Annotated in this window: 26 protein-coding genes; 13 read left to right on the top strand and 13 right to left on the bottom strand. The window is 38.7% G+C overall.

All coding sequences use genetic code 11. The annotated features are described in order from the left end of the window. Nucleotides 1–53: 53 nt before the first annotated feature. Both ACZSMY_RS13375 and bla read right to left on the bottom strand, forming a co-directional pair. Nucleotides 54–2,051, bottom strand: a complete 1,998-nt coding sequence (locus ACZSMY_RS13375) for a penicillin-binding transpeptidase domain-containing protein (protein ID WP_465147878.1) — start codon at nt 2,049–2,051, stop codon at nt 54–56. Between the two features lie 12 nt (nt 2,052–2,063). After that, entirely contained in the window at nt 2,064–2,987 is a 924-nt protein-coding gene (gene bla / locus ACZSMY_RS13370; protein WP_193062643.1) for a class A beta-lactamase, read from the bottom strand. 264 nt (nt 2,988–3,251) lie between these two features. On the opposite strand from bla, the gene ACZSMY_RS13365 reads away from it, so the two are divergent. The 3 genes from ACZSMY_RS13365 (at nt 3,252) to ACZSMY_RS13355 (ending at nt 6,059) form a co-directional block, all read left to right on the top strand. Continuing rightward, a complete protein-coding gene (locus tag ACZSMY_RS13365; protein ID WP_193062641.1) occupies nt 3,252–5,036 on the top strand; it encodes a BlaR1 family beta-lactam sensor/signal transducer in 1,785 nt (594 codons plus the stop codon). A 16-nt stretch (nt 5,037–5,052) separates the two neighbouring features. Further along, complete coding sequence (blaI, locus tag ACZSMY_RS13360) at nt 5,053–5,439, top strand: penicillinase repressor BlaI (RefSeq protein WP_042531371.1); 387 nt, start codon at nt 5,053–5,055, stop codon at nt 5,437–5,439. A gap of 89 nt (nt 5,440–5,528) precedes the next feature. Continuing rightward, nucleotides 5,529–6,059, top strand: a complete 531-nt coding sequence (locus ACZSMY_RS13355; RefSeq protein WP_084612891.1) for a GNAT family N-acetyltransferase — start codon at nt 5,529–5,531, stop codon at nt 6,057–6,059. Between the two features lie 669 nt (nt 6,060–6,728). On the opposite strand, the gene ACZSMY_RS13350 is transcribed toward ACZSMY_RS13355, so the two are convergent. Then, entirely contained in the window at nt 6,729–7,379 is a 651-nt protein-coding gene (locus ACZSMY_RS13350) for a FusB/FusC family EF-G-binding protein (RefSeq protein WP_042531369.1), read from the bottom strand. A gap of 739 nt (nt 7,380–8,118) precedes the next feature. On the opposite strand from ACZSMY_RS13350, the gene ACZSMY_RS13345 reads away from it, so the two are divergent. The 5 genes from ACZSMY_RS13345 (at nt 8,119) to ACZSMY_RS13325 (ending at nt 13,178) form a co-directional block, all read left to right on the top strand. Beyond that, the gene (locus ACZSMY_RS13345; protein WP_042531366.1) at nt 8,119–8,868 is read left to right on the top strand and encodes a class I SAM-dependent DNA methyltransferase; all 750 of its coding nucleotides are present in this window, start codon (nt 8,119–8,121) and stop codon (nt 8,866–8,868) included. 15 nt (nt 8,869–8,883) lie between these two features. Beyond that, the gene (locus tag ACZSMY_RS13340; RefSeq protein WP_175297024.1) at nt 8,884–9,051 is read left to right on the top strand and encodes a hypothetical protein; all 168 of its coding nucleotides are present in this window, start codon (nt 8,884–8,886) and stop codon (nt 9,049–9,051) included. 406 nt (nt 9,052–9,457) lie between these two features. After that, a complete protein-coding gene (locus ACZSMY_RS13335; protein WP_042531364.1) occupies nt 9,458–10,213 on the top strand; it encodes a MurR/RpiR family transcriptional regulator in 756 nt (251 codons plus the stop codon). Nucleotides 10,214–10,255: 42 nt separating this feature from the next. Further along, the gene (locus ACZSMY_RS13330; protein WP_042531362.1) at nt 10,256–11,821 is read left to right on the top strand and encodes an alpha-glucoside-specific PTS transporter subunit IIBC; all 1,566 of its coding nucleotides are present in this window, start codon (nt 10,256–10,258) and stop codon (nt 11,819–11,821) included. Nucleotides 11,822–11,852: 31 nt separating this feature from the next. Beyond that, nucleotides 11,853–13,178 (top strand): family 4 glycosyl hydrolase, encoded by a 1,326-nt coding sequence (locus ACZSMY_RS13325; protein ID WP_193062635.1) that lies wholly within the window; start codon nt 11,853–11,855, stop codon nt 13,176–13,178. Nucleotides 13,179–13,244: 66 nt separating this feature from the next. Here ACZSMY_RS13325 and ACZSMY_RS13320 read toward each other — a convergent pair whose 3' ends face one another. Next, nucleotides 13,245–13,778 carry a DUF1572 family protein gene (locus ACZSMY_RS13320; RefSeq protein WP_465147934.1) on the bottom strand — a complete coding sequence of 178 codons (534 nt, stop codon included), beginning with the start codon at nt 13,776–13,778 and terminating at the stop codon, nt 13,245–13,247. A gap of 186 nt (nt 13,779–13,964) precedes the next feature. On the opposite strand from ACZSMY_RS13320, the gene treP reads away from it, so the two are divergent. The 3 genes from treP to treR all read left to right on the top strand — a co-directional run bounded on the left by treP (nt 13,965) and on the right by treR (nt 17,892). Then, the gene (gene treP, locus ACZSMY_RS13315; RefSeq protein WP_042531356.1) at nt 13,965–15,401 is read left to right on the top strand and encodes a PTS system trehalose-specific EIIBC component; all 1,437 of its coding nucleotides are present in this window, start codon (nt 13,965–13,967) and stop codon (nt 15,399–15,401) included. A gap of 76 nt (nt 15,402–15,477) precedes the next feature. Continuing rightward, nucleotides 15,478–17,163: an alpha,alpha-phosphotrehalase gene (gene treC / locus ACZSMY_RS13310; protein WP_465147877.1), complete on the top strand. Its 1,686-nt coding sequence runs from the start codon at nt 15,478–15,480 to the stop codon at nt 17,161–17,163. Nucleotides 17,164–17,178: 15 nt separating this feature from the next. Further along, a complete protein-coding gene (gene treR, locus ACZSMY_RS13305; protein WP_465147876.1) occupies nt 17,179–17,892 on the top strand; it encodes a trehalose operon repressor in 714 nt (237 codons plus the stop codon). 70 nt (nt 17,893–17,962) lie between these two features. On the opposite strand, the gene ACZSMY_RS13300 is transcribed toward treR, so the two are convergent. Beyond that, the gene (locus ACZSMY_RS13300; protein ID WP_226894740.1) at nt 17,963–18,373 is read right to left on the bottom strand and encodes a GIY-YIG nuclease family protein; all 411 of its coding nucleotides are present in this window, start codon (nt 18,371–18,373) and stop codon (nt 17,963–17,965) included. A gap of 198 nt (nt 18,374–18,571) precedes the next feature. Between ACZSMY_RS13300 and ACZSMY_RS13295 the strand changes: the two genes are divergently transcribed. Beyond that, nucleotides 18,572–19,444: an Hsp33 family molecular chaperone HslO gene (locus ACZSMY_RS13295; RefSeq protein ID WP_042531350.1), complete on the top strand. Its 873-nt coding sequence runs from the start codon at nt 18,572–18,574 to the stop codon at nt 19,442–19,444. A gap of 4 nt (nt 19,445–19,448) precedes the next feature. After that, nucleotides 19,449–20,171 carry a MerR family transcriptional regulator gene (locus ACZSMY_RS13290; protein WP_465147875.1) on the top strand — a complete coding sequence of 241 codons (723 nt, stop codon included), beginning with the start codon at nt 19,449–19,451 and terminating at the stop codon, nt 20,169–20,171. A gap of 104 nt (nt 20,172–20,275) precedes the next feature. Here ACZSMY_RS13290 and ACZSMY_RS13285 read toward each other — a convergent pair whose 3' ends face one another. From ACZSMY_RS13285 to ACZSMY_RS13250, 8 genes are all read right to left on the bottom strand, one after another. Next, a complete protein-coding gene (locus tag ACZSMY_RS13285; RefSeq protein ID WP_084612888.1) occupies nt 20,276–20,449 on the bottom strand; it encodes a type II toxin-antitoxin system RelE/ParE family toxin in 174 nt (57 codons plus the stop codon). A gap of 173 nt (nt 20,450–20,622) precedes the next feature. Next, entirely contained in the window at nt 20,623–21,477 is an 855-nt protein-coding gene (locus tag ACZSMY_RS13280; RefSeq protein ID WP_465147874.1) for a hypothetical protein, read from the bottom strand. 123 nt (nt 21,478–21,600) lie between these two features. Continuing rightward, a complete protein-coding gene (locus ACZSMY_RS13275) occupies nt 21,601–22,515 on the bottom strand; it encodes a superoxide dismutase (protein WP_413465439.1) in 915 nt (304 codons plus the stop codon). 300 nt (nt 22,516–22,815) lie between these two features. Next, entirely contained in the window at nt 22,816–23,496 is a 681-nt protein-coding gene (locus ACZSMY_RS13270) for a GntR family transcriptional regulator (RefSeq protein WP_226894739.1), read from the bottom strand. 322 nt (nt 23,497–23,818) lie between these two features. Further along, complete coding sequence (prpB, locus tag ACZSMY_RS13265) at nt 23,819–24,724, bottom strand: methylisocitrate lyase (RefSeq protein ID WP_042531342.1); 906 nt, start codon at nt 24,722–24,724, stop codon at nt 23,819–23,821. A 20-nt stretch (nt 24,725–24,744) separates the two neighbouring features. Then, the gene (locus ACZSMY_RS13260) at nt 24,745–25,887 is read right to left on the bottom strand and encodes a PrpF domain-containing protein (protein ID WP_042531340.1); all 1,143 of its coding nucleotides are present in this window, start codon (nt 25,885–25,887) and stop codon (nt 24,745–24,747) included. A gap of 16 nt (nt 25,888–25,903) precedes the next feature. Further along, complete coding sequence (locus ACZSMY_RS13255; RefSeq protein ID WP_042531338.1) at nt 25,904–26,404, bottom strand: AbrB family transcriptional regulator; 501 nt, start codon at nt 26,402–26,404, stop codon at nt 25,904–25,906. Next, complete coding sequence (locus tag ACZSMY_RS13250; RefSeq protein ID WP_042531337.1) at nt 26,401–26,904, bottom strand: AbrB family transcriptional regulator; 504 nt, start codon at nt 26,902–26,904, stop codon at nt 26,401–26,403. Before ACZSMY_RS13250 ends, ACZSMY_RS13255 begins: the two co-directional genes overlap by 4 nt. Nucleotides 26,905–26,916 lie beyond the last annotated feature (12 nt).

Here is a 26,916-nt window from a genome sequence, read left to right as displayed (position 1 = left end):
ATATTCACCTGAATCCTCTTTGCCGGATTCAGGTGAATGCTCATTTTTATTCTTTATTGCATATATTCAAAAATACTTCTCGCCTTGGATATCACATAACCGCTGCCGCCGCGGTCCTTCACATCTTCCACCATCATTACCAATAATATGTCAAAATCGTCTTCTTCAAATCCGACAAACCAGCCATTTTCGTTTCCATTATCATCTTCCTTGCTTCCTTTTATCTCCGCTGTTCCAGATTTCCCGCCAATTACTGCTTCTGGTATATACGTGCTGTGTGCAGTACCATCCGGGCTTTCTACGACCTGAATCAAATTCTCTTTTACCAAATCAGCGGTTTCTTCGCTGATAAGTTTTTCCTTCCAAACCTCAGGTTCATCCGCTTCAACCAGAGAAGGGTATAGCATGTTTCCTTCATTAAGATAGGGCGTGTATGTTAACGCAAGATGGAGTGGGCTCATCATTACCTGCCCTTGTCCATAAGCTGTATCAGCAAGCTGTACTTCATGATCGATTTCTCCATTATTCGTCAGATTCGAAGCTGGAATAGCAAATGGGAACGGGATTTCTTCGCCAAATCCAAAAGCAGCTGCCTCTTCTAAAAAGCTGTCTTTCCCCATCTCTAAAGCTTCCTGCGCAAAATAAATATTATCAGAATGAACAAAAGCATCTCGCAGATTGACATCTGCTTTGTCATGAACACGAGTGACATAATAATCTCCCCATGAATCATCCTTTGTCCAATGAAGACCGTCAATCTGACGGACCTTTTCCGGATTGGTAATGCCGGTTTCTAATCCAATCGATGCAGTTATCGTTTTAAATACAGACCCCGGAGCATAACGGCTAATAAAACGATTTAAGAATGGTTCATCCGGGTCTTCACTCCATTTTTCCCATTGCCCGTCTGACAGTCCTCTTACAAAAGCATTTGGATTGTAACTCGGTGAGCTGACAAGTGATAATACTTTTCCTGAATTTGGATCGAGCGCAATGGAGGTTCCAGCATCCCCGTCAAACTGATTATATATTTCTTGCTGCAGTGCAGCATCAATGGTTAATTGTACATCTTCTCCATCGACAGGTTCTTTTTTGGCAAGCGTTTCTTTTACATCTCCATCTGTATTGCTGATATAAATATGGGCGCCTTTTTCTCCCCGTAATTTATCTTCAAATACCTTCTCCAACCCTGCGTTTCCAATTACATCGCCAGCAGCATAACCATCGAGCTTCTCCAGCTGCTCTGCCGATATTTCCCGGACATAGCCTGTTAAATGAGCGGTCGAAGCTCCCAACGGATAGGTACGTACGGTTTCCACGCGGGAGCTTACTCCTGGAAGTTCCACATAGGCTTCTATATCGTCTTCTTCCATTGGCAAGGTTTTTATTGGCACGAACACTTCCGGTGTTACCCAGGATGCATCCAGCGCCTGGTCTATTTCTTCCACCGAAATATCCAAGAGCTCCGCCAGCTTCTCTTTTGTTTGGGTTCCTTCTTCCAGCATGCCCGGGATAACCCCTATAACATTCGCATCATCGTTAACGGCAAGTCCGTTTCCATTCTTATCCTGCAGCTCTCCTCTTTCTGCCTCTAACGTGTTGACCTTTACTTTATCTCCTGTACTTAACTGCGAAAAAATCTGTGAGGTATTCCATTTAACCAGCCACGCTCCCTCATCTCCCTGTTCTAATGTCAGCCGGTGCCTGTATTCAATTGGACCAGCAGCGGTGTTCATTTCTACCTTATATGGAAGAGTCATAACACCTCCATCAGACTTTAACTGCTCCTCGGAATCTACCTGCGATGTCACTTGTAAATTCTCTGCTTCTATCCCATCATATATATTTTCATAGCGTTCGATAAACGCTTCTTCTGTTATTTTATTTTTTACTTCGTCAGAAAGCTGTTCATACATAGCAGAAAAATCTTTATTCTCCCAGTTGGAAAGATAATCATCCAGTACCTCTGACGGCTCTTCTTTTTTGGAGCATCCAACGATTATCAAAAGCAGCATCACCAGCAGGAGGAGAATCATTCGATAACCTTTCATTCTTCCACCTTCCTATTCTTCATTCTGCATCTGCTCGATGACACCTCGTGCTGCTTTTGCAATGACTGCATCATCGAAATCTGCGTCTTCTGTATCACGACTGGACAAAATGGAGATAACAATCGGTGCTTGATGGTCAGGCGGCCATACCACAGCAATATCATTTCTTGTACCATAGCCCCCGGCTCCGCTCTTATCGATAACTTCCCAGCCTTCAGGTACGCCAGCACGAATCAATGTATCTCCAGATTCATTCCCGGTCATCCAATCAATTAACAAATCGTGCTTATCCTCAGAGAGCAAATCACTGAGCACATATTTTTGCAAGCTTTCAGCAAGTGCTTTGGGTGTACTCGTATCTTTGGTATCTCCCGGCGCTGCTTCATTTAGATCCGGCTCCATCCGGTCTGCTTCGATTGTTTCATCACCAATTTCTCTTAGCCTTTCTTCCAGTCCATCCGGCCCTCCTAGCTCTTCCAATAACAGATTTCCAGCTGTATTGTCACTATAGCGAATAGCAGCCTCCATGATTTCTTTTAATTTCATTCCATCATCTACATGATTTTCCGTCACAGGAGAATAAGTTACTAACTCATCCTCCGTATACGTAATGACTTTCTCCAAGTCTTCCATTGATGCGGTTTGTAAAATGGCAGCAGCTGCTAAGACCTTGAACGTAGAAGCATAAGCAAACCTTTCATCCGCGCGATAAGCAACAGTCTGATTTGTTTCCGTATCTATCGCATATACGCCAAGTCTTGTATCAAATTCATCCTCCAGCTCTTTAAAAACTTCTTCACTTTGCGTTTCACGCTCCGCAGCTTCAGGATTTTTATCACTGTTTCCCGCTTCATTGGAACAGCCTGCTAACCCTATCACAGCAATCAATAACAATAAGGCCAATCCTTTTTTATTAAAAATACCTTGAATATACATCGTTTAAATTCCTCCTAAACATTCTTTTTGACTACAACTGTAATACAATACTACATATGTAGTCCTCATATGTCAATTCCTATTTTTCCATTCTTATTCAACGTTTGATAACTTTACCTCAGCGTGCTAAACTTTAACGTATTACAGATGTAATTTCAGATGCACTTATGCAGAAAGAAATATGGATGTATTTCTTTACGTCAAATAACTTTCGGTAAATTGTTTATATATTATTACCGCAAATGAAGAATGGAGACGAAAAGCATGTTTGTAACAACGCTTCTTACAGGTTTCATCATTTCTTCCATTACAGTCGGATTTATTTTGCTTATAAAAAAGCTTTTCCAAAGCCAATTATCTGCGAAATGGCAATATAACCTATGGTATTTATTGCTTGCTGCTTTGGTCATTCCATTTATCCCTGCGCACTTTCTTCCTGCCGGCAACCTATTCCATTCATTTACTGGCCCGTCCAGCGAAGGAAGTACCGCTTCGATAAATACTGCAGCGCCCGAATCCGGGGGAACCAATACAAATTGGATGCAGGACTTTTCTGTAACTGTAACGCAGACAAATACGGATCTGTTCAATGGAATTGCCGGCGGGATCTGGATTGCAGGTGCTCTCGTATTTACCGGGCTTTCCATACATGCATGGCTGAAATTAAAAGGAATAAGAAAATCTATTTCCGCGGTGGAAAATAAAGCTATTCTTGACCTTTTCAAAAGAGCGAAGCAGCAGTTAAATATCTCAAAAAATATTTCATTGGGAGTTTCCGATGAAGTACATTCCCCGTTGACATTCGGCTTGCGTAAAACCTTTGTTGTGCTGCCGGCGAATTTTGAAGAATGGTTATCTGAGGATGATATCAGGCATATCTTCCTGCATGAATTAAACCATTATAAATACAAGGATATCCCTACAAATTATCTGATGGTTTTCTTTCAAATCATCTACTGGTTTAATCCGTTGATTTGGATTGCATTTAAAGAAATGCGTCTCGACCGGGAAATTGCTTGTGATTACGCAGTACTGTTGTCTTTAGATGACAAAAATCATAAAAAATACGGAAATACCATCATTCATTTTATCGATAAATCCTCCAGCCCTCCGTACAATAAGCTGGCAAATCAATTAAATGGCTCTAAAAAGCAGATAAAGAAACGGATTGTAGAGATTGCTTCCTTTCAAGCAGACTCTAAATTACAGCGTGCCAAAAGCATGGGAATCTTTTTGCTGGTTGGATTATTTGTAATCACGCAGATTCCATTTGCTTCTGTAATGGCAAATGACAATAATCGTTATACTTCCTTTAAGCCTGAGCAGACAAACGAGGAAGACCTGAGTTCTTATTTCCAAAATTACGAGGGCAGTTTTGTTCTGTACGATATGCAGAAGGATGCATACCATATCTATAATGAAGATCAGAGCACACTGCGGATTTCTCCTGATTCTACTTATAAAATCTATAGTGCTTTATTCGGATTAGAAGAAAACATCATCACAACCGAACAAAGCACCATCGAATGGGATGGCACAGAACAGCCTTATGACCAATGGAATCAGGACCAAAATCTGGAGACGGCTTTAAACCGTTCTGTCAATTGGTATTTCCAGCAGCTTGATCAAAAATTAGGTGCAAACAGCATTCAATCCTATCTAAGCCGGATTCATTACGGAAACCAGGATATTTCTGACAGAACGAACCCATACTGGCTGGAATCTACTTTAAAAATTTCACCAGTAGAGCAGGTAGAGCTGTTGCAGGAACTTTATACCAATCGCTTTGACTTTCAGGAAGAGCATATCCAAGCTGTCAAAGAGGCCCTGCAAATGGACCAAAAAGACGGTGCTGCTCTCTACGGAAAAACGGGAACAGGTAATGTAAACGGCAAGGATATCAATGGCTGGTTTGTCGGATTTGTTGAAACAGAAACAAACACGTATTTCTTCGCAACAAATGTACAGGACGAAGATAATGCCTCTGGAAGTATAGCAACAGAAATAACCTTAGCGATTTTAAAAGATAAACAAATTTATGAGGAATAAAACCGGGGTGAGGAACATGACGGAGAAAGTACCAAGTATTTCTGAAGCAGAATGGGAAGTAATGAATGTCCTGTGGGAAAAATCACCGCAAACAGCAAATGATGTGATTACCTCCCTGCAGGGGCAAAAAGATTGGAAGGCGAAAACCGTACGCACATTGTTAGATCGGTTAGTGCAGAAAGGCGTTGCCGGTGTAAATAAAGAACAGCGGGTCTATACCTTTTACCCCCTTTATTCACAGGATGAGTGCCAGCGTGCCGAAGCGGAATCCTTTATCAAGCGAATCTATGGCGGCACGGTAAAATCCATGCTTGTACAGTTTATTGAAGAAGATTCTTTGTCTGAAGAAGAAATTGAAGAATTAAAATCGATTTTGGATGAAAAACCGAAAAAGAAAAAGTAAATTAACCAGAAAACCTTGAAGGGACTGAATGATGCGCAGATAGCAATACTTTTTACAATAGATTTAAATGATTATTGGAGGTAAAAGTATTGAAAGAAGAACTATTCACAAAAAGATTAGTCTTGAGAAAAATGCAGACATCTGACGCCAATGCTCTATTTCATATTTGGTCTGACCCGGCAGTAGCAGCATTTATGAATATCTCTGCTTTCACACACGAATCGCAGGCCATAGAAATGATTAACACATTGAATGAATTAGCTGAAACCAATCAAGCCATCCGCTACAGTGTGATTGATTTGGATTCACAGGAAATTATCGGCAGCTGCGGCTTCAATGCTATCGACCTTGAAAATGCCCGGGTTGAGATTGGCTATGATATTGCGAAAGCGCATTGGGGAAATGGATATGCTCCTGAGTCAATCCAGGTACTGATCCATGAAGCTTTTGAGAATTTGGGAATAAATCGGATCGAAGCGAAAGTGGAGCCTGCAAATGTGAATTCGGTGAAAGTCCTGAAAAAACTGGGATTCAGCTTTGAAGGAACATTACGGCAATATGAAAAGGTAAACAAAGGTTTTGTTGATATTCAAATGTATTCCCTTCTGAAAAGTAATTAATCGAATTGAAGCCGTTCTAGATCTGTTACAGGATCTGGAATGGCTTTTCTTTAGCGTTTTCATTCTAAGAAAAACCAAGAAAATCACTTGGTCTTTAAAATAGTGGTATTCTTTTCGAGCAGATGTCCGCTACGGGAAGTCGCTTTCCGCGGGCAACGCTTAAATCTCCTCGGAAGAAAATCGCTTCCTGCTCAGGTCTACCTGTTGCTTTTCCCGCAGGAGTCGACAACATCCGCTCTCATCCAAGTGGAATTATGTTTTATTTGCTTTTTTACAAGGAAATAAAACATAATTCTAGCGGAAGAAATACACGGAGACTCTTGTGGGAATGCGCAGTGATCTTCGATGGGGCGAGTAATCGCAAAATCTTCGATGGGACGAGTAATCGCAGTCCCAGTCCCAGTGGGAAAACCCCGCAGGAAAAAAGTGTTTTTCTTTTTTTCTACCCGTAGGGCATAAGTGCGACTATGCTTCTGTCTGCGCCTGACGGCTTGCCAATCAGCAAGTCTTCTTTAGAGGAGATGAGCTCGGGGCCCACGGAAAGCGTAGTGTATTTCTAAAGCGGCTATATTCAGCATTTTTTATATACTTTCCTATTCTTTAAAAAAGACAGACAAAGAAAGTACGCACCTTCTTTACCTGTCTGCTTTTAAATTGTTTTCATAAAAGTTACTTAGTGACTCTGTCAAAGAATGTTCTTACCTTCTCTATATCCGTTACTTGCTGATTGCATAATTGACTGTCAGCGCAGATATAATTATAGTGTTTGGTAAATGTTCCGGGAACCTCTCCTTTTACGGAAGTGGTTAAACGAACAACATCTGAGTGCTGATTGCAAAGCGCACAAATACCTTTCGTTGAAGGGTGTGTAAAAGTACCCTTAAGTGCTTTAAACCCACTATCTTGCTCTATCACCATATATCTGCGTAATTTCCCGGGATCATCCCAAGCTAAATAAGAAATGTGCTGAAAATCCATCTCCTCAAGGGTTGGAAGCTTCAACTTTTTCTCCTTTTTAAATAAGCTTTTTAATTTACTTGCTTCTACTGTTTTAAATGGAACAATATAGGATGTTAGCTGTTCTAAAAAAGCTTCTCCCTCTGTCCGGTCTGTTATATCTATCAACGGCTGGATTACTTTTTCTTCTTCTTCGGACCATGTAAAGGAATCGATGACATCTGCTTTTACAATTCCGCGTACTGCCAGAATGACATTTTTATCCTTCGTGGTGGTTAAGGCTCTTAAAATTTTATGTGCCTGCTGCTCTATAAAACGATAATTCGCTACTGTTAAAAACGGCTCAATTACTTGTTTTCCCATTCGAATTCACTCCATTATATTAGGCTATTTATTAAAACTTACGGCCTAAAGAGATCATTCATTATTTATTCCGGCTTACTATATTCAGACCTCTCAGACCAAAAAGGTGCCTAGTCTAGAGCAAGCATTATCAAAGAATGCTTCCATGTCGATTCCTCCTTAAAAAGAAAGCTACAGCCAGTATATCACTTTTTCAACCTAACATTTTGCTATTTGTCTATTTGTCAAAAGCAATCTTGAACTTCAGGATTCATTTAAAAAAATAAGGGAAATATATACATTAGAAGGAGTGATACAGCATGAGACTGAAAAAATCATATTTTGCAGCACCAGGCATGGCACTCTTACTTATCCTGGGGACATGTCAGAGCGCTTAACAGGCAGAAAGAGACACCTCACAGCAGGAGCAGGAATCGGATGAAGAAACTGCTTCTGAGACGGATAGTACGGAAGAAAATGACGCAGAATCCGCTGGCAGCAAGGAAACACCGTTTATGAAATTGATGAGAGCATCGACAATCCAATAGACGCATTGCAAATAGCTGTTGAAAGTGCCTCTTAACACAGAATGGCTTGCCTTTGTTATATAGGGCAAGCTTTTTTCGAATAACATTACTAGCAATACTTCTGCCTTTTTATCCTTTTTTAGATTATTCCTCCATTTTATTATAGAATGGTAATATATGCTTCACGAATGCTGCAGTTTGAAATAAGAATATGACAGAATCGAGGGATAGGTATGTTCAAAGAGTACGGGGAACTAAGTACAAAATTATATGAAGTTACCAAACCAGTTGGACATTCATTGAACGGCGACATGGAATATTATCTTGAGAAAGTAAAAAATAGACAGGGTTCGGTACTGGAGGCCGGTGTTGGTACAGGCAGAATGCTAATCCCCCTTTTAAAAGAAGGAATAGCCATAGACGGCGTAGATATCTCACCAGAGATGCTGACGCAGTGCAAAACCAATATGCAAAAATATCAAGTAAACACCAATTTATTTAATCAAGATTTGATACAGCTTGATTTAAAACAGAAGTATAGCACCATCATTATGCCTTCAGGGAGTTTTTGTCTGCTTTCCAGAAACCAAATCGATACCTTCCTTCAAAGAATCTATCATCATCTGGAGGAAGACGGACTATTTATTTTTGATACCTTATTGCCAATCGGCTTTCAAACGGGTGATATGGAAATAAGCAATTATCCTATAACAGAGGATTCAGGGATATTATTTACAAGTATAAGCAAAGGCATCGACTGGCTGGAACAAAAAATTTCCTATATCCATAAATATGAACTGCTGCATAAAGGTGCTGTAAAGAAAACCGAAATCTCCCATTTCATTCTTTACTGGTATGGATTGAAGGAATTAGAAGGTTTATTAAAACATATCGGTTTCAGTTCCATCGATTATGACATTGGTTATGGTCAAGAAAATGACCCTTCTCTCATAACCTTTAGTGCGAGTAAAGAACATAATTAAGGGAGTGAAGTTATCTTGGAGATTCAAACAGAACAATTGATTCTGCGGCCATTTACCTCATTGGATAAGGATATTCTCGTTACTTTCCGGATGTATCAGCAGATTAATTGGGATAATAAGAAAAATCGCGTATTTAAAAAGTATTGGAATATGTACGCTGAACATTTTATAGAAGATATTTAATATAAACAAAATATTACTCTGAATATAATGAAGCTCTCTGTGAAGGTAACCTCCTGGGGCTTCTTATTATTTTCTTCAAAAACGCCGCTCTCTGTTCCCTCCACCATAATATTTTCAATCAGCTGCTCTAAAAAGGATTTCTCATCCTCTCTAAAATCCCAGCTTCATATAAATGCTTTTTTCATTGGGACATGTCCCGGAAAATGAACGCATGTGTCAGCATGAGTAAAAGCATCCATAATCGCTTCCATCTATTGTTGTTCTTGAAAACAGCATTTAAAATTAAAATCAGTTGAAACCCCTTCCATCGCCGGCAGGAAAAAATTTATGGATAGTGAGGTGATTGCTTTTATACAGATTTTTAAATTATACTCCTTGTAAAGGAAGACTTACAGGAGTGATAAAAATGGATTTAATAGAAGAAGCAGTTAACCAATATTATGAAACATTTAATGCCACAGATAAGTCGATAGCCTCCTATATTCTGAAGCATCGTGAAGCTGTAGAGAAGATGACCATCAGGGAACTGGCTGATGCATGTCATTCATCAAAATCAACGATATCCAGATTTATTAAGAAGATTGGATTCGCGGGTTTTAGCGAAATGAAATATGCAATAAAATGGCAGGAACAAAAGGAGACTTCAGAAAAGTCTTATAAAAAAAGCCTCATCACTGATATACAAATGAATATTGAGCAGCTGCAGCATTGGGACTTTGAAGAAATATGCGAAGCCATTGAATCATCCGAGCGTTTATTTGTATACGGAACAGGAACAGAACAAAAATTGTGTGCAAATGAACTGAAAAGATATTTTTGGGTACTCAATAAATATGTCCATGTGATTGATGACGAAATGGATTTTCATGTATTAATGGACGATTTAACTGAAAACGATTTAATTATTATTATTTCACTTTCAGGCAATACGCCTTCCATGCTTCCTTTTGCACAGCGGATTGCTGCTAAAAAGATTCCATTGATGTCAATAACAGATTTAAAGAATAACAAGCTTGCTCAATTAACTGATTTAAGAATGTATGCGTTTGCTCATCCGCAAAAAAGCCATCTCGCTTTAGAGATTACAACATTTTCTACCTTTTTCGTTATGGTTGAGGCGCTTTTCCGGTCGTATTTAGATTATTTGGAGCAGAAAAAGTAACAACTTTTATCTATTACTATTTTAAGTTAGGGGGAAATACAGATGATGCAGAAATTCCAACGGTTTGGAAGCGCTATGTTTGTTCCGGTTTTATTTTTCGCATTTTCAGGGATTGTCATAGGCTTTTCGACACTTTTTAATGACCCTCTTATTATGGGCAGTCTTGCAGAAGAAGGCACTGCATGGTCTAAGATTTGGTTCATCATTGAAGAAGGTGCCTGGACCGTATTTAATCAAATGCCCCTCATTTTTGCAATGGGCATTCCGGTAGCATTGGCTGCCAAAGCAAATGGCAGAGCGTTAATGGAAACAATTATCATTTTTCTCACCTTTAATTATTTCATTAATGCGATGTTAACAAGCTTTCCCGGATTTTTTAATGTTGATTTCAGCCAAGAGGCCGGCGGTGTCAGCGGGCTAGCAGAGATTGCAGGGATTAAAACATTAGATACGAGCATTCTTGGCGCAATTATTATATCCGCTATTGCGGTATATTTGCACAATAAATACTATGATACGAAACTGCCAGACTATCTCGGTATTTTTCAAGGGTCTGCATTTGTAGTCATTATCGGTTTCTTCGCTATGCTGCCAGTTGCTTTCTTAACTGCCTGGTTATGGCCTTACATCCAAATGGGGATTGCATCCCTTCAAGGATTTTTAGCTAACGCGGGGAATTTCGGTGTATGGCTCTATATCTTTTTAGAAAAGATTTTGCTTCCGACAGGGTTACATCATTTTATTTACGGACCATTCCAGTTTGGACCAGCTATTATTGACGGCGGAACTTATGCCAATTGGGCAGCAAATATGGGTGATTTCGCCCAATCTACTGCTTCCTTGAAAGAACTATTCCCAGAAGGCGGATTCGCCATGCAGGGGAATTCCAATATATTTGGCTTACCAGCTGCCGCTTTAGCTATCTATGTAACAGCACAAAAAGGAAAAAGAAAAGTGGTCGCCGGATTATTAATACCCGCAACCATAACGGCTGTTTTGGCAGGAATTACCGAGCCGCTTGAGTTCACGTATATTTTTGTTGCACCATTATTATTTGCTGTAAAAGCTGTTCTGGATGCTTTTCTGGCTACAACGATGTATATATTTGGCGTCACTGGAAATTTTGGCGGCGGACTGCTGGAATTCATGTCCATGAACTGGATACCTTTATTTAGCAATCACTGGATGACCTATTTAATTCAAATCGCCATTGGTATCGTCTTCTTCTTTATCTACTTCTTTGTATTCCGTTTTATGATTTTGAAATTAAATATTAAAACACCAGGGCGTACTGATGAAGAAGTCAAACTTTATGGAAAAGAAGACTATAAAGAAAAGAAAAGCGCAGAATCCACAGAAAAGAATCTGGCTGGTGAATATGTGGACCTTCTCGGCGGACCAGAAAATATTGAGCATGTTACAAATTGCGCTACCCGGTTAAGAGTGCTCGTCACGGATCCTGAAAAAATAGCTTCTGATGAGCATTTTAGAAGCCTCGGCGCATCAGGTGTCGTTAAAAACGGAAATGCCATTCAAGTAATCATCGGATTATCTGTGCAAAATCTCAAAGAGGATGTAGATAATTATCTCGGAAAAGAAACAGAATAAAAAGTTTAGTCATGTACTGGAGGAATAAAGAATGAAGGATAATTTAATCATAACCATTGCCGGCGGCGGAAGTACCTACACACCAGGTATCGTCTCTGCGCTATTAAGTAATAGCAGTAAATTTCCTATTACAGAAATGCGGTTATATGATATCAATCCAAAAAGAAATAAAGATATGAAGTTAATTATCAATCAGTTATTGATTGATAAGGACAGACAAGATATGAAGCTGGTTGTAACAGAAAATCCAGAAGAAGCATTCACAAATGTGGACTTTGTTTTCTCCCAAATTCGTGTTGGCGGTCTTGCTATGCGAGAACAAGATGAGAAAATTCCGTTAAAATACGACCTGGTAGGCCAGGAAACATGCGGACTGGGCGGTTTTGCATACGGGTTACGCTCCATTGGCGGAATATTGGAGATTGTAGGCTATGTACAGCAATATGCTCCAGATGCCTGGATTCTTAACTACACGAACCCGGAATCTATCATTTCCGAAGCAATACGGAGAAAATATCCTGATGCCAATATGATAAATGTGTGTGATATGACCATATCCCTGGAAGAGACCATTGCATCTAACTTTGGGTACGACAGAAAAAACTGGATACCAACTTACTATGGTCTAAATCATTACGGCTGGTATAGCAAAATATATGATACGTCGTTAAAACGGGATGTTATGCCTGAAATTATTGACAAGCTGCGTCAAGTTAATATGGACGTTGCCGAATTTAATGAAGGAGATCGATATTGGGCGAAGACGTATCAACTGATGTCTGCCATGGTGAAATATTTCCCTGAGGCACTGCCTAATAATTATTTAGAATATTACTGGTTCCCCGATCTTATGGTTGAAAATGAAGATAAAAACTTCACCAGAGCCAATATGGTGATGGAGGGCCGTGAAGCAAACACACGTAAAATGGCAGAACAAATCAGAAATGGAGAAACAGAAGATATTCTGCATTTCAACTTTGGTGAACATGGTAACTATATTGTAGATATAGCTGTTGCGATTTTAAATGATGAACCGAAACGTTTTATGGTTATTACACCTAATAAAGGGTCAATTCCAAATTTAAGAGAAGATGCAGTTGTAGAGGTCCCTGCCTATATCGGCGCCACCGGTGTAGAACAGCTTGCTTTACATCCTATCAATGATTTTCATAAAGGAATGATGGAAGCACAGGTTGCAGCAGAAAAACTGCTTGTGGATGCATTTTTTGAGAATTCCTATGACAAAGCCTTACAAGCATTTACCTTAAATCAAACCGTACCGTCTGCGCGAGCAGCTAAACAAGTCCTTGATGATATGTTGATTGCGAATAAAGATTATTGGCCTGAACTCCGTTAATTCAAAATATAGTGTTCTCTCTCTAAAAAGCTTTTGGGTGGCAAGAAGAAGCCACCCAAAAGCCTTTTATTTATATTTTCTCCGCATTTCTTCTAAATACGCTTCCGATTTCCCTCTAGGAATACTCAGTGTTTCCCAGTCCTCCCCTTTTACTTGTTTACCTATATAAACAATCTGTCCAACATGATAAGCATAATGAGCCAGCTGTCTTTCAATCGCATCTATTACTGTGTGTTCTTCACTCCGAATCAGAATAGTCTTTAATAAATCATCACCGCTTACTTCATGCAATGCTTGAAAGAGGACTTTCCAGCCGTTTTCCCAGGTGTTTCTTAATTCTTGCAAAGAATATATTGTCTCTTCAAATTCCTGGTCACGGTCTCTGGTTGGCTTCTCACCATCTGATGTTAAAAAATTGGTCCATCTCGATACCATATTGCCATACAAATGCTTTACAATCACAGCAATACTGTTGGATGCTTCATTCAAACTCCAATGAATATGCTCTTCCGCCAATTGATTGATTGTTTTATCGCCAAGTTCCTTCACACTCTGAAACCTTTTGCGTACGACATGCAGATATTCTTCCTCTATTCCCATCATCATGTCCCCCTCCTATTTGAATCCATTTTCATTGTCTTCTCTTCGTCATCCTGCCTTCAATATACAAGATTCACAAAATGATAACAATTTATCCTTCAACTTCTTATTGACAAACTTGTATATACAAGTTAAACTGTAAGCGATAACACTTGTATATACAAGATACAAAGAGGAGGTAAGACATTGAGTAAATTTACTGGCGATGCAAAGAAGCTGCTGGAAAAAGTCGGTGGAAGTGAAAACATATCTGTGGTCACACACTGCGCTACCAGGATGCGGTTTGTTTTAAATGACCCGGAAAAAGCAGATGTCGAAGCTATAGAAGATATTGATATGGTAAAAGGAACCTTTACACAGGCTGGACAATTCCAAGTAATTATCGGAAATGAAGTTGCTTCCTTTTATAATGAATTCACAAAAATTTCTGGGGTTGGTGACACTTCTAAAGAAGATGTCAAAGAAGCTGCAAAGCAAAATATGAATATCATGCAGCGGCTAGTATCTCATTTAGCAGATATATTCACGCCGATTATTCCCGCATTGGTTGTCGGAGGACTGATCCTAGGTTTCCGAAACGTAATTGGTGATATTGAGATGCTGAATAATGGAACGCTGACCTTGGCTGATTCCTCCCAATTTTGGGCAGGTTTATATGATTTTCTTTGGCTGATTGCTGAAGCGATCTTTCATTTTCTCCCTGTTGCTCTTACCTGGTCTATCTCCAGGAAGATGGGAACGACACAAGTACTCGGAATTATTTTAGGTCTTACATTAATTTCTCCACAGCTTTTAAATGCCTATAGTGTGGTCGAAACATCCGAAGTACCGGTTTGGGATTTTGGCTTCTTCCAAATTGAAATGATTGGCTACCAAGCCCAGGTTATCCCGGCTATTTTAGCAGGTTTTGTATTAGCTTATTTAGAAATTGGCTTGCGAAAAATTATCCCGCAGGTTGTATCCATGATTTTTGTACCTTTCTTTGCATTACTTCCAACAGTAATTATTGCCCATGTAATCTTAGGCCCTATCGGCTGGACAATCGGTACATGGATCTCAAATATTGTATATGACGGATTAACTTCTGCAGTCGGCTGGTTATTTGCAGCGGTATTTGGATTTGCCTACGCACCGCTTGTTATTACTGGTTTGCATCATATGACAAATGCCATTGATTTGCAGTTGATGAGTGAATTCGGGGGAACAAACCTCTGGCCGATGATTGCCTTATCAAACATTGCCCAAGGTTCTGCCGTTGTCGCAATGATTTATCTTAACCGAAAAGATAAGAAAGAACAGCAAGTAACCATCCCGGCAGCAATCTCCTGTTACTTGGGAGTTACTGAACCGGCATTGTTTGGTGTTAACTTACGATATCTGTTCCCGCTTTTCGCTGGTATGGCAGGATCTGCCGTTGCAGCAGTGATTTCAGTCGGCTCAGGTGTCATGGCTAACTCCATTGGTGTTGGCGGAATACCAGGAATCTTATCTATTCAGGTACCGCATATGCTGATGTTCGCTGTAGCAATGGTCGCAGCAATTGTTATTCCATTCATCTTGACAGTGATTTTATCCAAAACAAAAATGGGCGTAGACGCGTACAAACGCTTAGGTAAAAAATAAAGTGAGGAGGGAGCCTCTCTCCCTCCTCCATTCATAAAAAAATAATTGAAACACAGCAACATTTAGGAGGTTGATTATGGAAGAAAAATGGTGGCAAAAATCCGTCGTTTATCAAATTTATCCAAAAAGCTTTAACGATACGACAGGCAACGGAATGGGCGACATTAACGGAATTACAGAAAAACTCGATTATTTAAAAGAACTGGGGGTTGATGTCATTTGGCTTACCCCTATTTACCTTTCTCCTCAAAAAGACAATGGATACGATATTGCTGATTACTATGCAATCCAACCAGAATTTGGAACCATGGAAGACTTTGAAACAATGATGGAAAAAGCACATCGACTTGGTTTAAAAATAATTATGGATATCGTTGTAAACCATACATCCACCAGTCATAAATGGTTCCAGGAATCCAGAAAATCGAAGGATAACCCTTACCGAAACTATTATATTTGGAAGGATGGCAAGCCTGGCGAGCTGCCGACAAACTGGGAGTCCAAATTTGGCGGCAACACATGGGAATATGATGAAGCAACCGGCTCTTATTATCTGCATCTCTTCGATGTTACCCAAGCAGATCTCAATTGGGAAAATGAAAAAGTCCGCGACGATGTCTATCAAATGATGAATTTTTGGCTGGATAAAGGGGTAGATGGCTTTCGTTTAGATGTGATCAACTTAATTTCTAAAGACCAGCGTTTTCCAGACGATGATGGCAGTGTACCACCAGGAGACGGACGTAAATTTTACACAGACGGCCCGCGGGTACATGAATTTCTTCATGAAATGAATCAGGAAGTTTTTAAAGGACGTAAAACCCTCACTGTCGGGGAAATGTCCTCTACCTCCATGGAGGATTGTATCAAATATACAAATCCAGAACGCGAAGAACTGGATATGACATTCAACTTCCATCATTTAAAGGTCGATTATCCAAACGGGGATAAGTGGACAAAAGCACCATTTGATTTTCTTTATCTCAAGCAGCTGCTATCCGACTGGCAGACCGGGATGCAAGAAGGCGGCGGCTGGAATGCGCTCTTCTGGTGTAATCACGACCAGCCGCGAATCGTTTCCCGTTTTGGAGATGATACAACATACCATAAGGAATCTGCAAAAATGCTGGCAACAACGATGCACATGATGCAGGGTACGCCTTATATTTATCAGGGAGAAGAAATCGGCATGACCAACCCTGGTTTTGAAGATATTTCCCAATACCGCGATGTCGAATCACTGAATATGTACAAAATAAAAAAAGCTGAAGGCTTATCTAATCAGGAAATTATTGAAATTCTGCAGCAAAAGTCCCGTGATAACTCTCGAACTCCTATGCAATGGAACCATTCAGCCAATGCCGGGTTCACAGAAGGTATTCCTTGGATCGGCCTTCCTGATAATTATCAAGAAATCAATGCAGAAGCTGCAGTGGCTGATAAAACATCTATTTTTTACCATTATCAGAAGCTTATTCAGCTTCGAAAAGACTACCAAGTGATAACAGATGGAAAATATGAGCTGATTTTACCAAAGGACTTTGCAATTTTTGCGTATATAAGAGAAAATGAGGATACAAAACTATTAGTAGTAAACAATTTTTACGCAAACGAAGCAGAGCTGGGTTTACCTGAATCGATTCATCGTGCATTTACAGACAGCGAGATTATACTGTCTAACTATACCGATTCCCCATCTTTAACGTCAGATCAGATTTCACTGCGGCCGTATGAGTCTGTTGTTTACTATCTAAAGAAATAACTGGAGTTAATTGCGATGCGAAATAAATATGTCCTTATTTATCAAGAAATGGTCCAAAAAATAGAAAGAGAAACGTTTAAAGCAAATGAATTTCTTCCCTCGGAAAATGAATTAGCCGAGCAGTATCAAACCTCCCGGGAAACAATTCGGAAAGCATTAAATTTGCTTGCTCAAAACGGGTATATTCAAAAAATCCGCGGGAAAGGATCCACGGTGATTGAACGGAATAAATTTGACTTTCCCGTATCCGGGTTAGTCAGCTTTAAAGAATTAGCTGATAAAATGGGAGAAAAGCCAATTACTGCTGTTCATCAATGTGCCAAAGTCAGCGCAAATGATTTTATCCAGAAGCAATTAAAGCTCAAGGATAACCAGGAAGTCTGGGAAATTATCCGGACCCGTTCCTTCTCTGAACAGCGTATTATTTTGGACAAGGATTATTTAATCACAAAAACGGTTCCGTACATTTCCAAAGACATTGCTGAAACGTCTATTTATAACTATCTTGAAAATGAGTTAGGACTGATTATCAGCTTTGCAAAAAAAGAAATCATTGTAGAAGAACCAACAGCAGAGGACCGTGAATTATTAGATTTAGAAGGTTTTCATAATATCGTGGTGATAAAAAATTATGTCTATCTAGACGATGCGACATTATTTCAATATACCGAATCCAGGCATCGTCCAGATAAGTTTCGTTTCGTGGATTTTGCCCGGAGAGAACATTAAAGACAGGCTGCTGCAGGAATAGAATTGACTGCAGCAGCCTTTTCTCTGCCTAAATATTCCGCTGCTGATGCTAAAAACCAATAAAATCAGGCATTTCCTCACCAGAATAAAACAAATGCGAAAAACATCTGCAATCCGATGATCCGAAGCCTTTTACCGGCATTGTTCCTGCATTTTCCCGCATCAACCGCTGAAAAAGCCCGCATTCCCCTTCCAAACCGGGATACGTTTGCACAGCCTCAATTTGTAAATAAGGGCGTAAATAATCTATATGCCAGCGCTTCTTTTTGTCTATCTGAAGATGCCTGTCCACCCGCGCACGAATATTCCGTTTGGCACTGCCAGCATATACATAATACCCTTTTGGAAAATGAAATTGCCCCAGCTTGCCAATTGGAATAGCGCTCATATCTTCCGGAAGCCACGCCTTCACTGCATAAAGTGTATCTGTTTCCTGTACAGAATAATGTATAAGCTTCAACTGTTTTATCACCTCCACGGTAACCATGCTGATGAAAATACCTGAAATGTTCCTTTGCTTTCTATTCCTGTTAATTCTATTTTAAGATGAACTGTCCATATTGTAAAAGACCGTTCTTCCTTTTTACACTCTTCCAAATGAAGCTTGAACCTTACGTCACGTCATGTTTTATCCTATTATTAGAAAGGAGCGGATCACATGATAAATACAATTATAAAAACCCTTATTTTAGATAAAAGTATCCGTTTATACTTTACGGATAACACAAAAATGCTACAGGAAATCATGGAGTTAAGTACAATAAAGGATAAGACCTGCTGTTTTGCTTTAGCTAAAGCGGTTTCCATTCTGAGCCTTCTTTCCGCAGCACTGAAGGATAATCAGCGAATCAGCTTGGTTATTACATTAACGAACAAGAATCATAAAATATATGCAGATACAGATGCAGGAGGAAATGTACGCGGCTACGTCAGCCAAGCACTTTTAAAAGCATCCCGACAACAGAATTCAAACCACTCACTCCAGGACCTTATCGGGACAAAAGCTTCCATACGAATGATGAAAGGATTGGAAATGAGCCAATTCACTGGGGTTACAGATATGCCTTATCAAAATATGGACGATGATTTTGCCTATTATTTTAAACAAAGTGAGCAGACAGATACCATGATACAAACAAATATTGAATTGGACAGGAATAGCTGTCTTCTTAAAAGTTATGGAATCTATGCGCAGGCCTTGCCTGGAGCTGAGGAAGGTGCATTGGATTTTGTACGGGAGCAATTCGAAGCAGAAAACCTTGCTTCTTTGCTGCTTAACATGAATGACGCCGAGATAGAAAAGGCGTTGAACCAGCGCTTTTATCGTTCTAAAGTGTTGGAACATAAGCCAATCCAATTTTCCTGTTCCTGCTCGAAGGAAATGTTTTATGGCTTTCTGTATTCCCTATCTGCAGAAGAATTACAAAAAGCCGTGGAAACAAGCACTTCTATTGATACAACATGCCATATTTGCGGCAGAAGCTATGTATTTCACCCTTCTGAAATACAAACTATTTTACAAACGAGGTGAGCACATGCCAGATTACTGGTCAACCGGGCAATTAGCAGCGCTGACAGGACTTTCCATCCGTACACTAAGGTACTATGATCAAATCGGGTTATTTTCGCCTTCTCTCTATTCAGAGGCGGGACATCGGCGCTACACCAGCGAGGATATGCAGATGCTGCTGCAAATTCTCGTGTTGAAAAGAATGTATTTACCATTGGAGGAAATAAAGGAGATTATCCAAACACACAACGAGAACCTATTAGATACACTCGATCAACAAATTAGCCGGGTCAAAGCAGAATTAGCTGTTCAGGAAAAACTGCTGAGCCAGTTAGAATATACCAAACAGGAAGCAGCTAAGATGAAAACTATTTCTTTCCAAGAGCTGACCTCCCTTTTTGAATTGATTCGATTAAATCGTTCCGACTATTTTACAAATAAACAGCTTGATAAAATGAGAGAACACTATCTTCATACAGGAAAAAAAGCATACAAACAAGGGGAAAAACGCTTTAAAGAACTGCTTGGAGCGTTAAAAGACAAGCATGAAGATGGCGTATCTCCACAGGATCCATCCGTTCAGAGCTTGGCAGAGGAATGGCAAGAATTGATGGATACTTTTTCAGGAGGAAATAAGGACTTGATAGAGAGCGCCGAAAAGTTTTACGCTAAAAACCCACAGCCTGCTTTGCATTTTGGCTTGGACAGTGTGTTGTATAGATATATTCAAGCTGCTTTGGAGGAATAGCGAAAAGATGCACGACAGTAACTATCTGTATGCCAGAAAAGGCTGATACCAAACCAAGAAAAAAATGACTTGTATCAGCCTTTATTTTCTATGATTAATTAAAATCATTTTACTAAATCATCGTATTTCTGAGCGCCAAATAAAACGCGCATAATCAATACATTTTTGTTCTTAATCAAGTAGAAAACAATATAATTCTCAACAATAGGTTTACGATAACCTCGTCCCCTTATTATTTTATCTTTTGCCAGTTCACAAGAGAATGGAAATAGGTTCAATCACTTAATTCCCGATTCTATTTTATTCATTAATTTATTCTTTTTACTTTAACCCAACAAACTATTCCTTTAATGCTCCGGAAGATGAAATAATTTTTTTCGCACCAAAAAAACGACTCCTTTGCAACGAAGCCGTTTTTTCCTTGTTAATATATAGAAGCAAATCATACATCTTATGCTTCATTATCCTCCGTCTCTTCGTCTTCCAATTGCTCTTCCATATGTTCATCAGGGGCTACCTGTTCAACCTTGATCTTATCATCCAATACGTCCTCTAACTGGAAAAAACCTTCATCGTAATCAAAGTCTAGTGCATAATCCTCTAATTCCATACTTGTTGTAACCTCACCATCATTTGAGCTCATCTCCATCTGGACGATGACAAAGGTTTCGGTATCAAAATAATAGTCGATTTCCTCCTCTCCATCTGTGAATACGAAGTGATGCGCATCATATTCATTAACAGCAGTCTCACCTTCATAGGTAATGTCGTGCGTATCCATCATCTCGCGAATCTGATCTTCTTCCATTTGGATTTCTGCTGGATTTGCTTCCACATCTAACATTTCGATTTCGTATGCCGTATCATCACCCTCTGTATAATTGATGGAAGTTTCACTATCATCAGAGGCGCTATATTCTACTGGGCCGCCATCTGTCTCTATTTCCGTACGTTCACTGACCGTTCCATCTTCATTATTCATTTGCCATGAGTACATATGCATCGTAGTAGAAGATTCTGTTTCAGCGTTCTCTTCTCCTCCCAGTTCTTCCTCCAGCTCCTCATCTAAGGACATCTCCATGGTAATCGTTGCTTCTTCATAACGCTGATCAATTCCAGACAAAGCATCTAGGGCTCCCTCCAGAAGCTCTTCTTCCTCATTTACCTCTCCCTCTTCTGTTTGATCAACTTCTGGTGTATCTGTTCCATTGCCATTGTCTTCTGCGTCATTTTCCCCTGTATCATTACATGCCGCTAATATTAGTAAAAAAGATACCATGACTGCCAAAATATAATGCTTCTTCATACAACTTTTGTCCTCCCTCATTTTTACATCTACAGGAGGATTTCCCTTCAAAATGAGTGCTAAAACTTTCATTTTAAAAGAAAATTTGGTATTTGCTTAAATTTAAACATTTTATAACGCCTATTAAAAAGGCTGCCATTTCAATTGTTTTGCCTTATTAAATCGGTTCTCCACTTCCGTCCAATTGACAATATTCCACCAATTATCTACGTAATCCTCTTTCACATTCTCATATTGCAGATAATAGGCATGCTCCCACACATCAAGGACGAGAAGAGGTACCACATCCCATTGACTTAAATTTTGATGCTTTTCCGCCTGAAGAATCTCCAGACGTCTTGCCCGCGGAGACCATACTAAAATAGCCCAGCCACCTCCTTCAACATGATTTGCTGCTTCTGTAAAATGTGCTTTAAACTGGTCATAGCTGCCAAAGGATTGCTCGATTTCATGCAGTAAATCTCCAGTAGGCTCCCCGCCCCCATCCGGGCTCATCACCTTCCAAAATATCGTGTGTAGATAATGTCCTGCACCGTTAAACGCTGCTTCTCTTTCCCAATGCTTAATCAGGTCATAATTATTATCCCAACGCGCCTGCTGCATTTCCAGTTCCGCTTTATTTAAACCGTCCACATAGCTCTGATGATGCTTATCATGATGCAGCTCCATAATCCGGCGTTCGATATAAGGCTCTAAAGCATCATAGCTGTACGGAAGCGGCGGAAGCGTATGGCCGCCGATTGGAACCACTCTTTCACGATTCCCTTCTGCTCGCATTTCCTCCGTGTACTGTTCTATATACTGGTTAAATGTTGTGTACAAATGATTCGCTTGGTTATAAGCCTCCTGTTCTTCTATAGCTTGATGATTTGCAAGCTCCTTTTGAAATTGATTGAATTCCTTTTCCCATTCAGCTAATGCATCTCTACGGACATCCTCTTGAAAAGATTCCCTTGCTTCCCGATATGTTTGCGCCATCTCTTTACACCATAATTCTATTGAATGAAGATATTCTGACAATGAAAAAGCCTCCCTCAAATTAGTCGTTAATACTATATGCAAAAGCGGGCTGGGCTGATAATTAATAAAATAATATGTGTAAGTTCAATTAAGTATTTAATACATTAGCACCTATACTGATTGAAAAAACAGCAAACAAATTCTTTTACGCTTTATAAAGAAGTAAAAATTACAAAGGACATTGAAAAGTTTTATTGCTTAAGAATGTTAATGACTCCACGGCATAACAAAAGCACCTCCTTTAACTTAAATTCCCACAAAAAGAAGGTGCTGGTTTACTAATATATTATTTGAATATTAAGCTGCTTTACTTACTTTTTATAAAGACAGATAAGACAACCCATGTATCGTATTTTTCAAGCTACGTTTAATATGTGCACGCATTGCTGCTTCAGCTGCATGTTCACTTTTAGCTTTCATATGTTTCAATACTTCTTCATGTTCTTCGACTGGTAAAGTACGTGGATATTCAGGATCCTTATAAACACCTAATCGTCTATACCTAGATACCCGGTTATTTATCTGTTCTAGTAAATTTACTGCCGTGGCATTGTTACTGTACTCACCTAATAAACTATGAAAATCACTTCCATAAGATACTACATCCATTTTACGTTCATTTTCTGCAGAATTTCGCATTAAAAATGTAATGTCTTCAAACTTATTAATGATTCCATCAAAATCATTAGATTGAGCAATGTTCAGTGTAGCCTCTCTGGCAATGAGTCCTTCCATTACCTCTCTAACCATAAAAAGTTCTTTCGCTTCTTTCATAGACATTGGAGCAACAGCCATTCTCCCATTAGCTTTTTTTACTATTAAACCTTCCAATTCTAATCGATATAATGCTTGACGCAATGGAGTTCTGCTTATCTCCATTTTTTTAGCTAACGAATCTTCAACTAAACGGCCATTGGGTTCATAAGTAAACTCGATAATATCTTTTTTTATTTGTTCATAAATATAATCAGTTGTTGATAATCTTTTTGTTTTATCCAATATAGATCCATCCTTAATATAGTATTAAGTTAGATGTCACCTAATTAATTCTTTTCTCCATGGGATTTTAGAAATACCTTATATAAAAGAATATCATATAATTAGGAAGCGTGACAGTTAAAAAGCATGTATATGGTTCAAACTCAATTAATATACTTTATTTTTTACGAATTATTTAATTATAATATTTCAAATATAATTAAACCATTAAAATATTAATAAGTAATTACTTATTAAATGTAGAAAAAAACACAGAAACTACTGTAATTCAGCATTTCTGTGGTTTTTTATATCAAGAAGATATTGCAATAAATAAAACTAATTACTTAATCAATTCCTCCATATTTGTTTTCGCAATACTTTCATCTAATAATTCATACTTTTCATATAAAAGAACATCATATAATTCTTGCCTTGTCTGCATCTTGTTTAATAAATTACTTTGTGTACCTGTCTCAGCTATTTCTTTATACATAAGCTCTACCGCTTTACTTGCTATACGCAAAGATGTAACTGGATATATTACGATTTTATACCCCATCTCTTCAAATTGTTCTGCTGTAAACATCGGCGTTCGTCCAAATTCTGTCATGTTAGCTAAAAGCGGAAAATCAACTCTTCTAGCAAATCGTTCAAAGTCTTCTTTACTTTGCAATGCTTCTGGAAAGATAATATCTGCCCCAGCACCAAAATATGCTTTTGCACGATCAACAGCATTTTCTAACCCTTCTTGGGCGAAAGAATCTGTTCTTGCTATAATAACGATATCAGGATCTGCTTCTCTAGCTGCTCGAATTTTTCTCACCATTTCTTCTTTGGTTACTAGTACTTTTCCGTTTAAATGGCCACATTTTTTAGGAAGTTCTTGATCTTCTAATTGAATGGCTGCAGCCCCGGCGTCTATCATTTCAAATACAGTTCTTGTTACATTTAATATACTTCCATAACCCGTATCAATATCAACAAGGAGCGGCATTCCTGTAGCACGAACAATTTCTCTTGTACGATTTGTTAATTCTGTTAATGTGAGCACCCCTAAATCTGGTATGCCTAAACTTGCGGTTAAAGCTGCTCCAGATAAATATATAGTTGAAAATCCAGCTTTTTGGGCTAGCAAAGCTGCCATTGCGTCGTGTGCACCTGGCATTTTAATAATTCCTTTGGTATTTAATTCTCTCCTCATCACTTTAATCGGATGTTCATAATTATTTCGTACTAACCAGCTCATTTTAACACTCCTAATTCAACTTAATTTTGCGGTATATATAATTTACCAGACATAATTCTACGTGCTGTTCTTTCCAAACCAACATAATTAATTCTTTCTTCTAATTGACTTTTTTGAACTCTAATAGAAATTATTCCTTCTGGATGTCCAATCCTTACCATTTGTCCATTTTCCAATGGCTTTATCTTAGAAACTTGGTTAGGAATCGTGCCATCTAAAAGACATGCTCCTGCTAAGTTTAGTAAGCCACTTACTGCAAAGGTCCGATGCATCTTCTTCATAGATACCATACGAGCTAGAATATCATAATCATTCTTTTTTATTCGCTTCCCAGTAGACGTTAAATAATCTATAGGTCTACTGACAAAAGAAACCTTTGGTAAAGCAAGATATTTTTCTTCTGCTTCTATCAAACTGGGAGTTAACCCACTTTTAACGGCTATATGTCCTCTCATATCTTCTAATGTTTTCATAATAAGTGGGTCTTTCATAATTTCTTCATTTTGCTCAGCACCTGTTAGAGAAAGGGATTCTGCATCTAGATATACAAATGGATTAACAATATCGCAAAATGAGTAAGCATATTTTTTTTTGCTAATAGTCAGTATAGACTTTGCAGACAACGGTAATGTCTTCTTTGTTTTTGCCCCGCCAGGATCTTTAATATCAACAAGGAATTTAGCGCCAGGGTCTTTAACACCTGGTATTTCAAAACTGCCATCTACCTTTGCCTTTCCATTTTCCAGTGGAACTGTTATCTTAAGATATTTTTTAATATTAACGTTCCAAACCGTAACAAGGGTGGATTCCATGTCTTTTGATACGTTTATCATCCCCTCATCCACTGCAAAAGCTCCCGTTGCAGCCATAAGATTCCCACAAGTTCCTTCGTAATCTATTACTTCACTTCCAATTCCTAATTGAACAAAAGTGTAGTCTATATCTGCATCTTTTTTTACGCTTTTATTAATGATTACAACTTTACTAGTATGAGAGGTTCCTCCTCCAAGGCCATTTACATGAGATACATCTTCCGCTCCAATACCTTTTAAAAATATTTTTTCTCTTAATTCTTTTTCTTTAGGTAAATCTTTTTCGTGGAAAAATAATCCTCTGCTTGTACCGCCTCTATAAACAACACATGGCACCGTTAATTGTTCCATTTTCTCACTCCTATCCTCACAACAGTAATAATTTGATTATTACGGGTAATATTAAAATTAAAAGAGATATACGAAACAAATGCATTAACATTACTACTTCCACATCAACATCTATTTCATCGGCTACAATCGAGATTTCACTCATTCCCGCAGGTAAACTTCCACTTAACGCAGTTAACCATTTAAAACGGAACAGCTTAGTAAATATATAGGCAATTAAGAATGCAAATAAAAGATGAAAAACGGTTGCTATAAGACCAGGAACTATATGATTAAAAAATAACGATACGATATCCGGCTGTAAATTCAATCCTATTAATCCACCAACTAGCATTTGTATCATCTGCTTATACTTTTTCTTTAATGGAGGTACTTTCAAACCACTAATTTTCGCGATTGCTACAGTAATAAAACTCCCCATTAAAATGCCAATTGGCAAATTTAAAATATGCCCAATATATCCTCCTACGCTTGCTATGCTGACTACAATCACAAATTTCTTTAAAGATTGATTCATGTCTTTTCACCTTGTTTATTAAACGTTTTAAGAATCCATCTTAAAAGTAGCATTAATGTTACAAACCGAATTAAATGCATTATTGCTACAACTTGTGTATCCGTATGTATAGAATCTGCCAAAGTCAGCATTTCAGCAATTCCACCTGGTGAAACAGATACTAAAGTCATAACAAATGGAGTCATTCCCATTCCTTTAAGAATCATAGCAACAACAACAGCTGATATTACACTTCCAAAACCAAGTATTATAAAACTGATTAATTTTTTAAATGGGAGATAAAGTATATTTTTAGTAAACATTAAGCCTATCATTGTTCCTAAAGCAACTTTAGATAAATTCCGAATCAAAGGCGGTATCTCCTGGGAGTCAATCATGCCGACAATGCTAAAAACCCCGACCATTAACATAGACCCTAAAAGTGCACCAGCAGGTATTTTTAATTTAACGCCAATTATGCCTCCTAAATATGCAAGAAATAAAAAAACAATAGCATTCATTTTATTATCCCT

This window comes from Oceanobacillus sp. B139/18, from assembly GCF_055524595.1.
The sequence above is the reverse complement of the archived record's forward strand: the minus strand, read 5'-3'. Positions and strand labels throughout refer to the sequence as shown.

Coding starts and splice junctions, on each gene's coding strand:
- ACZSMY_RS13375 (WP_465147878.1), bottom strand. CDS start 2,051: ATGAAAGGTTATCGAATGATTCTCCTCCTGCTGGTGATGCTGCTTTTG.
- bla (WP_193062643.1), bottom strand. CDS start 2,987: ATGTATATTCAAGGTATTTTTAATAAAAAAGGATTGGCCTTATTGTTA.
- ACZSMY_RS13365 (WP_193062641.1), top strand. CDS start 3,252: ATGTTTGTAACAACGCTTCTTACAGGTTTCATCATTTCTTCCATTACA.
- blaI (WP_042531371.1), top strand. CDS start 5,053: ATGACGGAGAAAGTACCAAGTATTTCTGAAGCAGAATGGGAAGTAATG.
- ACZSMY_RS13350 (WP_042531369.1), bottom strand. CDS start 7,379: ATGGGAAAACAAGTAATTGAGCCGTTTTTAACAGTAGCGAATTATCGT.
- ACZSMY_RS13345 (WP_042531366.1), top strand. CDS start 8,119: ATGTTCAAAGAGTACGGGGAACTAAGTACAAAATTATATGAAGTTACC.
- ACZSMY_RS13335 (WP_042531364.1), top strand. CDS start 9,458: ATGGATTTAATAGAAGAAGCAGTTAACCAATATTATGAAACATTTAAT.
- ACZSMY_RS13330 (WP_042531362.1), top strand. CDS start 10,256: ATGATGCAGAAATTCCAACGGTTTGGAAGCGCTATGTTTGTTCCGGTT.
- ACZSMY_RS13325 (WP_193062635.1), top strand. CDS start 11,853: ATGAAGGATAATTTAATCATAACCATTGCCGGCGGCGGAAGTACCTAC.
- ACZSMY_RS13320 (WP_465147934.1), bottom strand. CDS start 13,778: ATGGGAATAGAGGAAGAATATCTGCATGTCGTACGCAAAAGGTTTCAG.
- treC (WP_465147877.1), top strand. CDS start 15,478: ATGGAAGAAAAATGGTGGCAAAAATCCGTCGTTTATCAAATTTATCCA.
- treR (WP_465147876.1), top strand. CDS start 17,179: ATGCGAAATAAATATGTCCTTATTTATCAAGAAATGGTCCAAAAAATA.
- ACZSMY_RS13295 (WP_042531350.1), top strand. CDS start 18,572: ATGATAAATACAATTATAAAAACCCTTATTTTAGATAAAAGTATCCGT.
- ACZSMY_RS13290 (WP_465147875.1), top strand. CDS start 19,449: ATGCCAGATTACTGGTCAACCGGGCAATTAGCAGCGCTGACAGGACTT.
- ACZSMY_RS13280 (WP_465147874.1), bottom strand. CDS start 21,477: ATGAAGAAGCATTATATTTTGGCAGTCATGGTATCTTTTTTACTAATA.
- prpB (WP_042531342.1), bottom strand. CDS start 24,724: ATGAGCTGGTTAGTACGAAATAATTATGAACATCCGATTAAAGTGATG.
- ACZSMY_RS13260 (WP_042531340.1), bottom strand. CDS start 25,887: ATGGAACAATTAACGGTGCCATGTGTTGTTTATAGAGGCGGTACAAGC.
- ACZSMY_RS13255 (WP_042531338.1), bottom strand. CDS start 26,404: ATGAATCAATCTTTAAAGAAATTTGTGATTGTAGTCAGCATAGCAAGC.
- ACZSMY_RS13250 (WP_042531337.1), bottom strand. CDS start 26,904: ATGAATGCTATTGTTTTTTTATTTCTTGCATATTTAGGAGGCATAATT.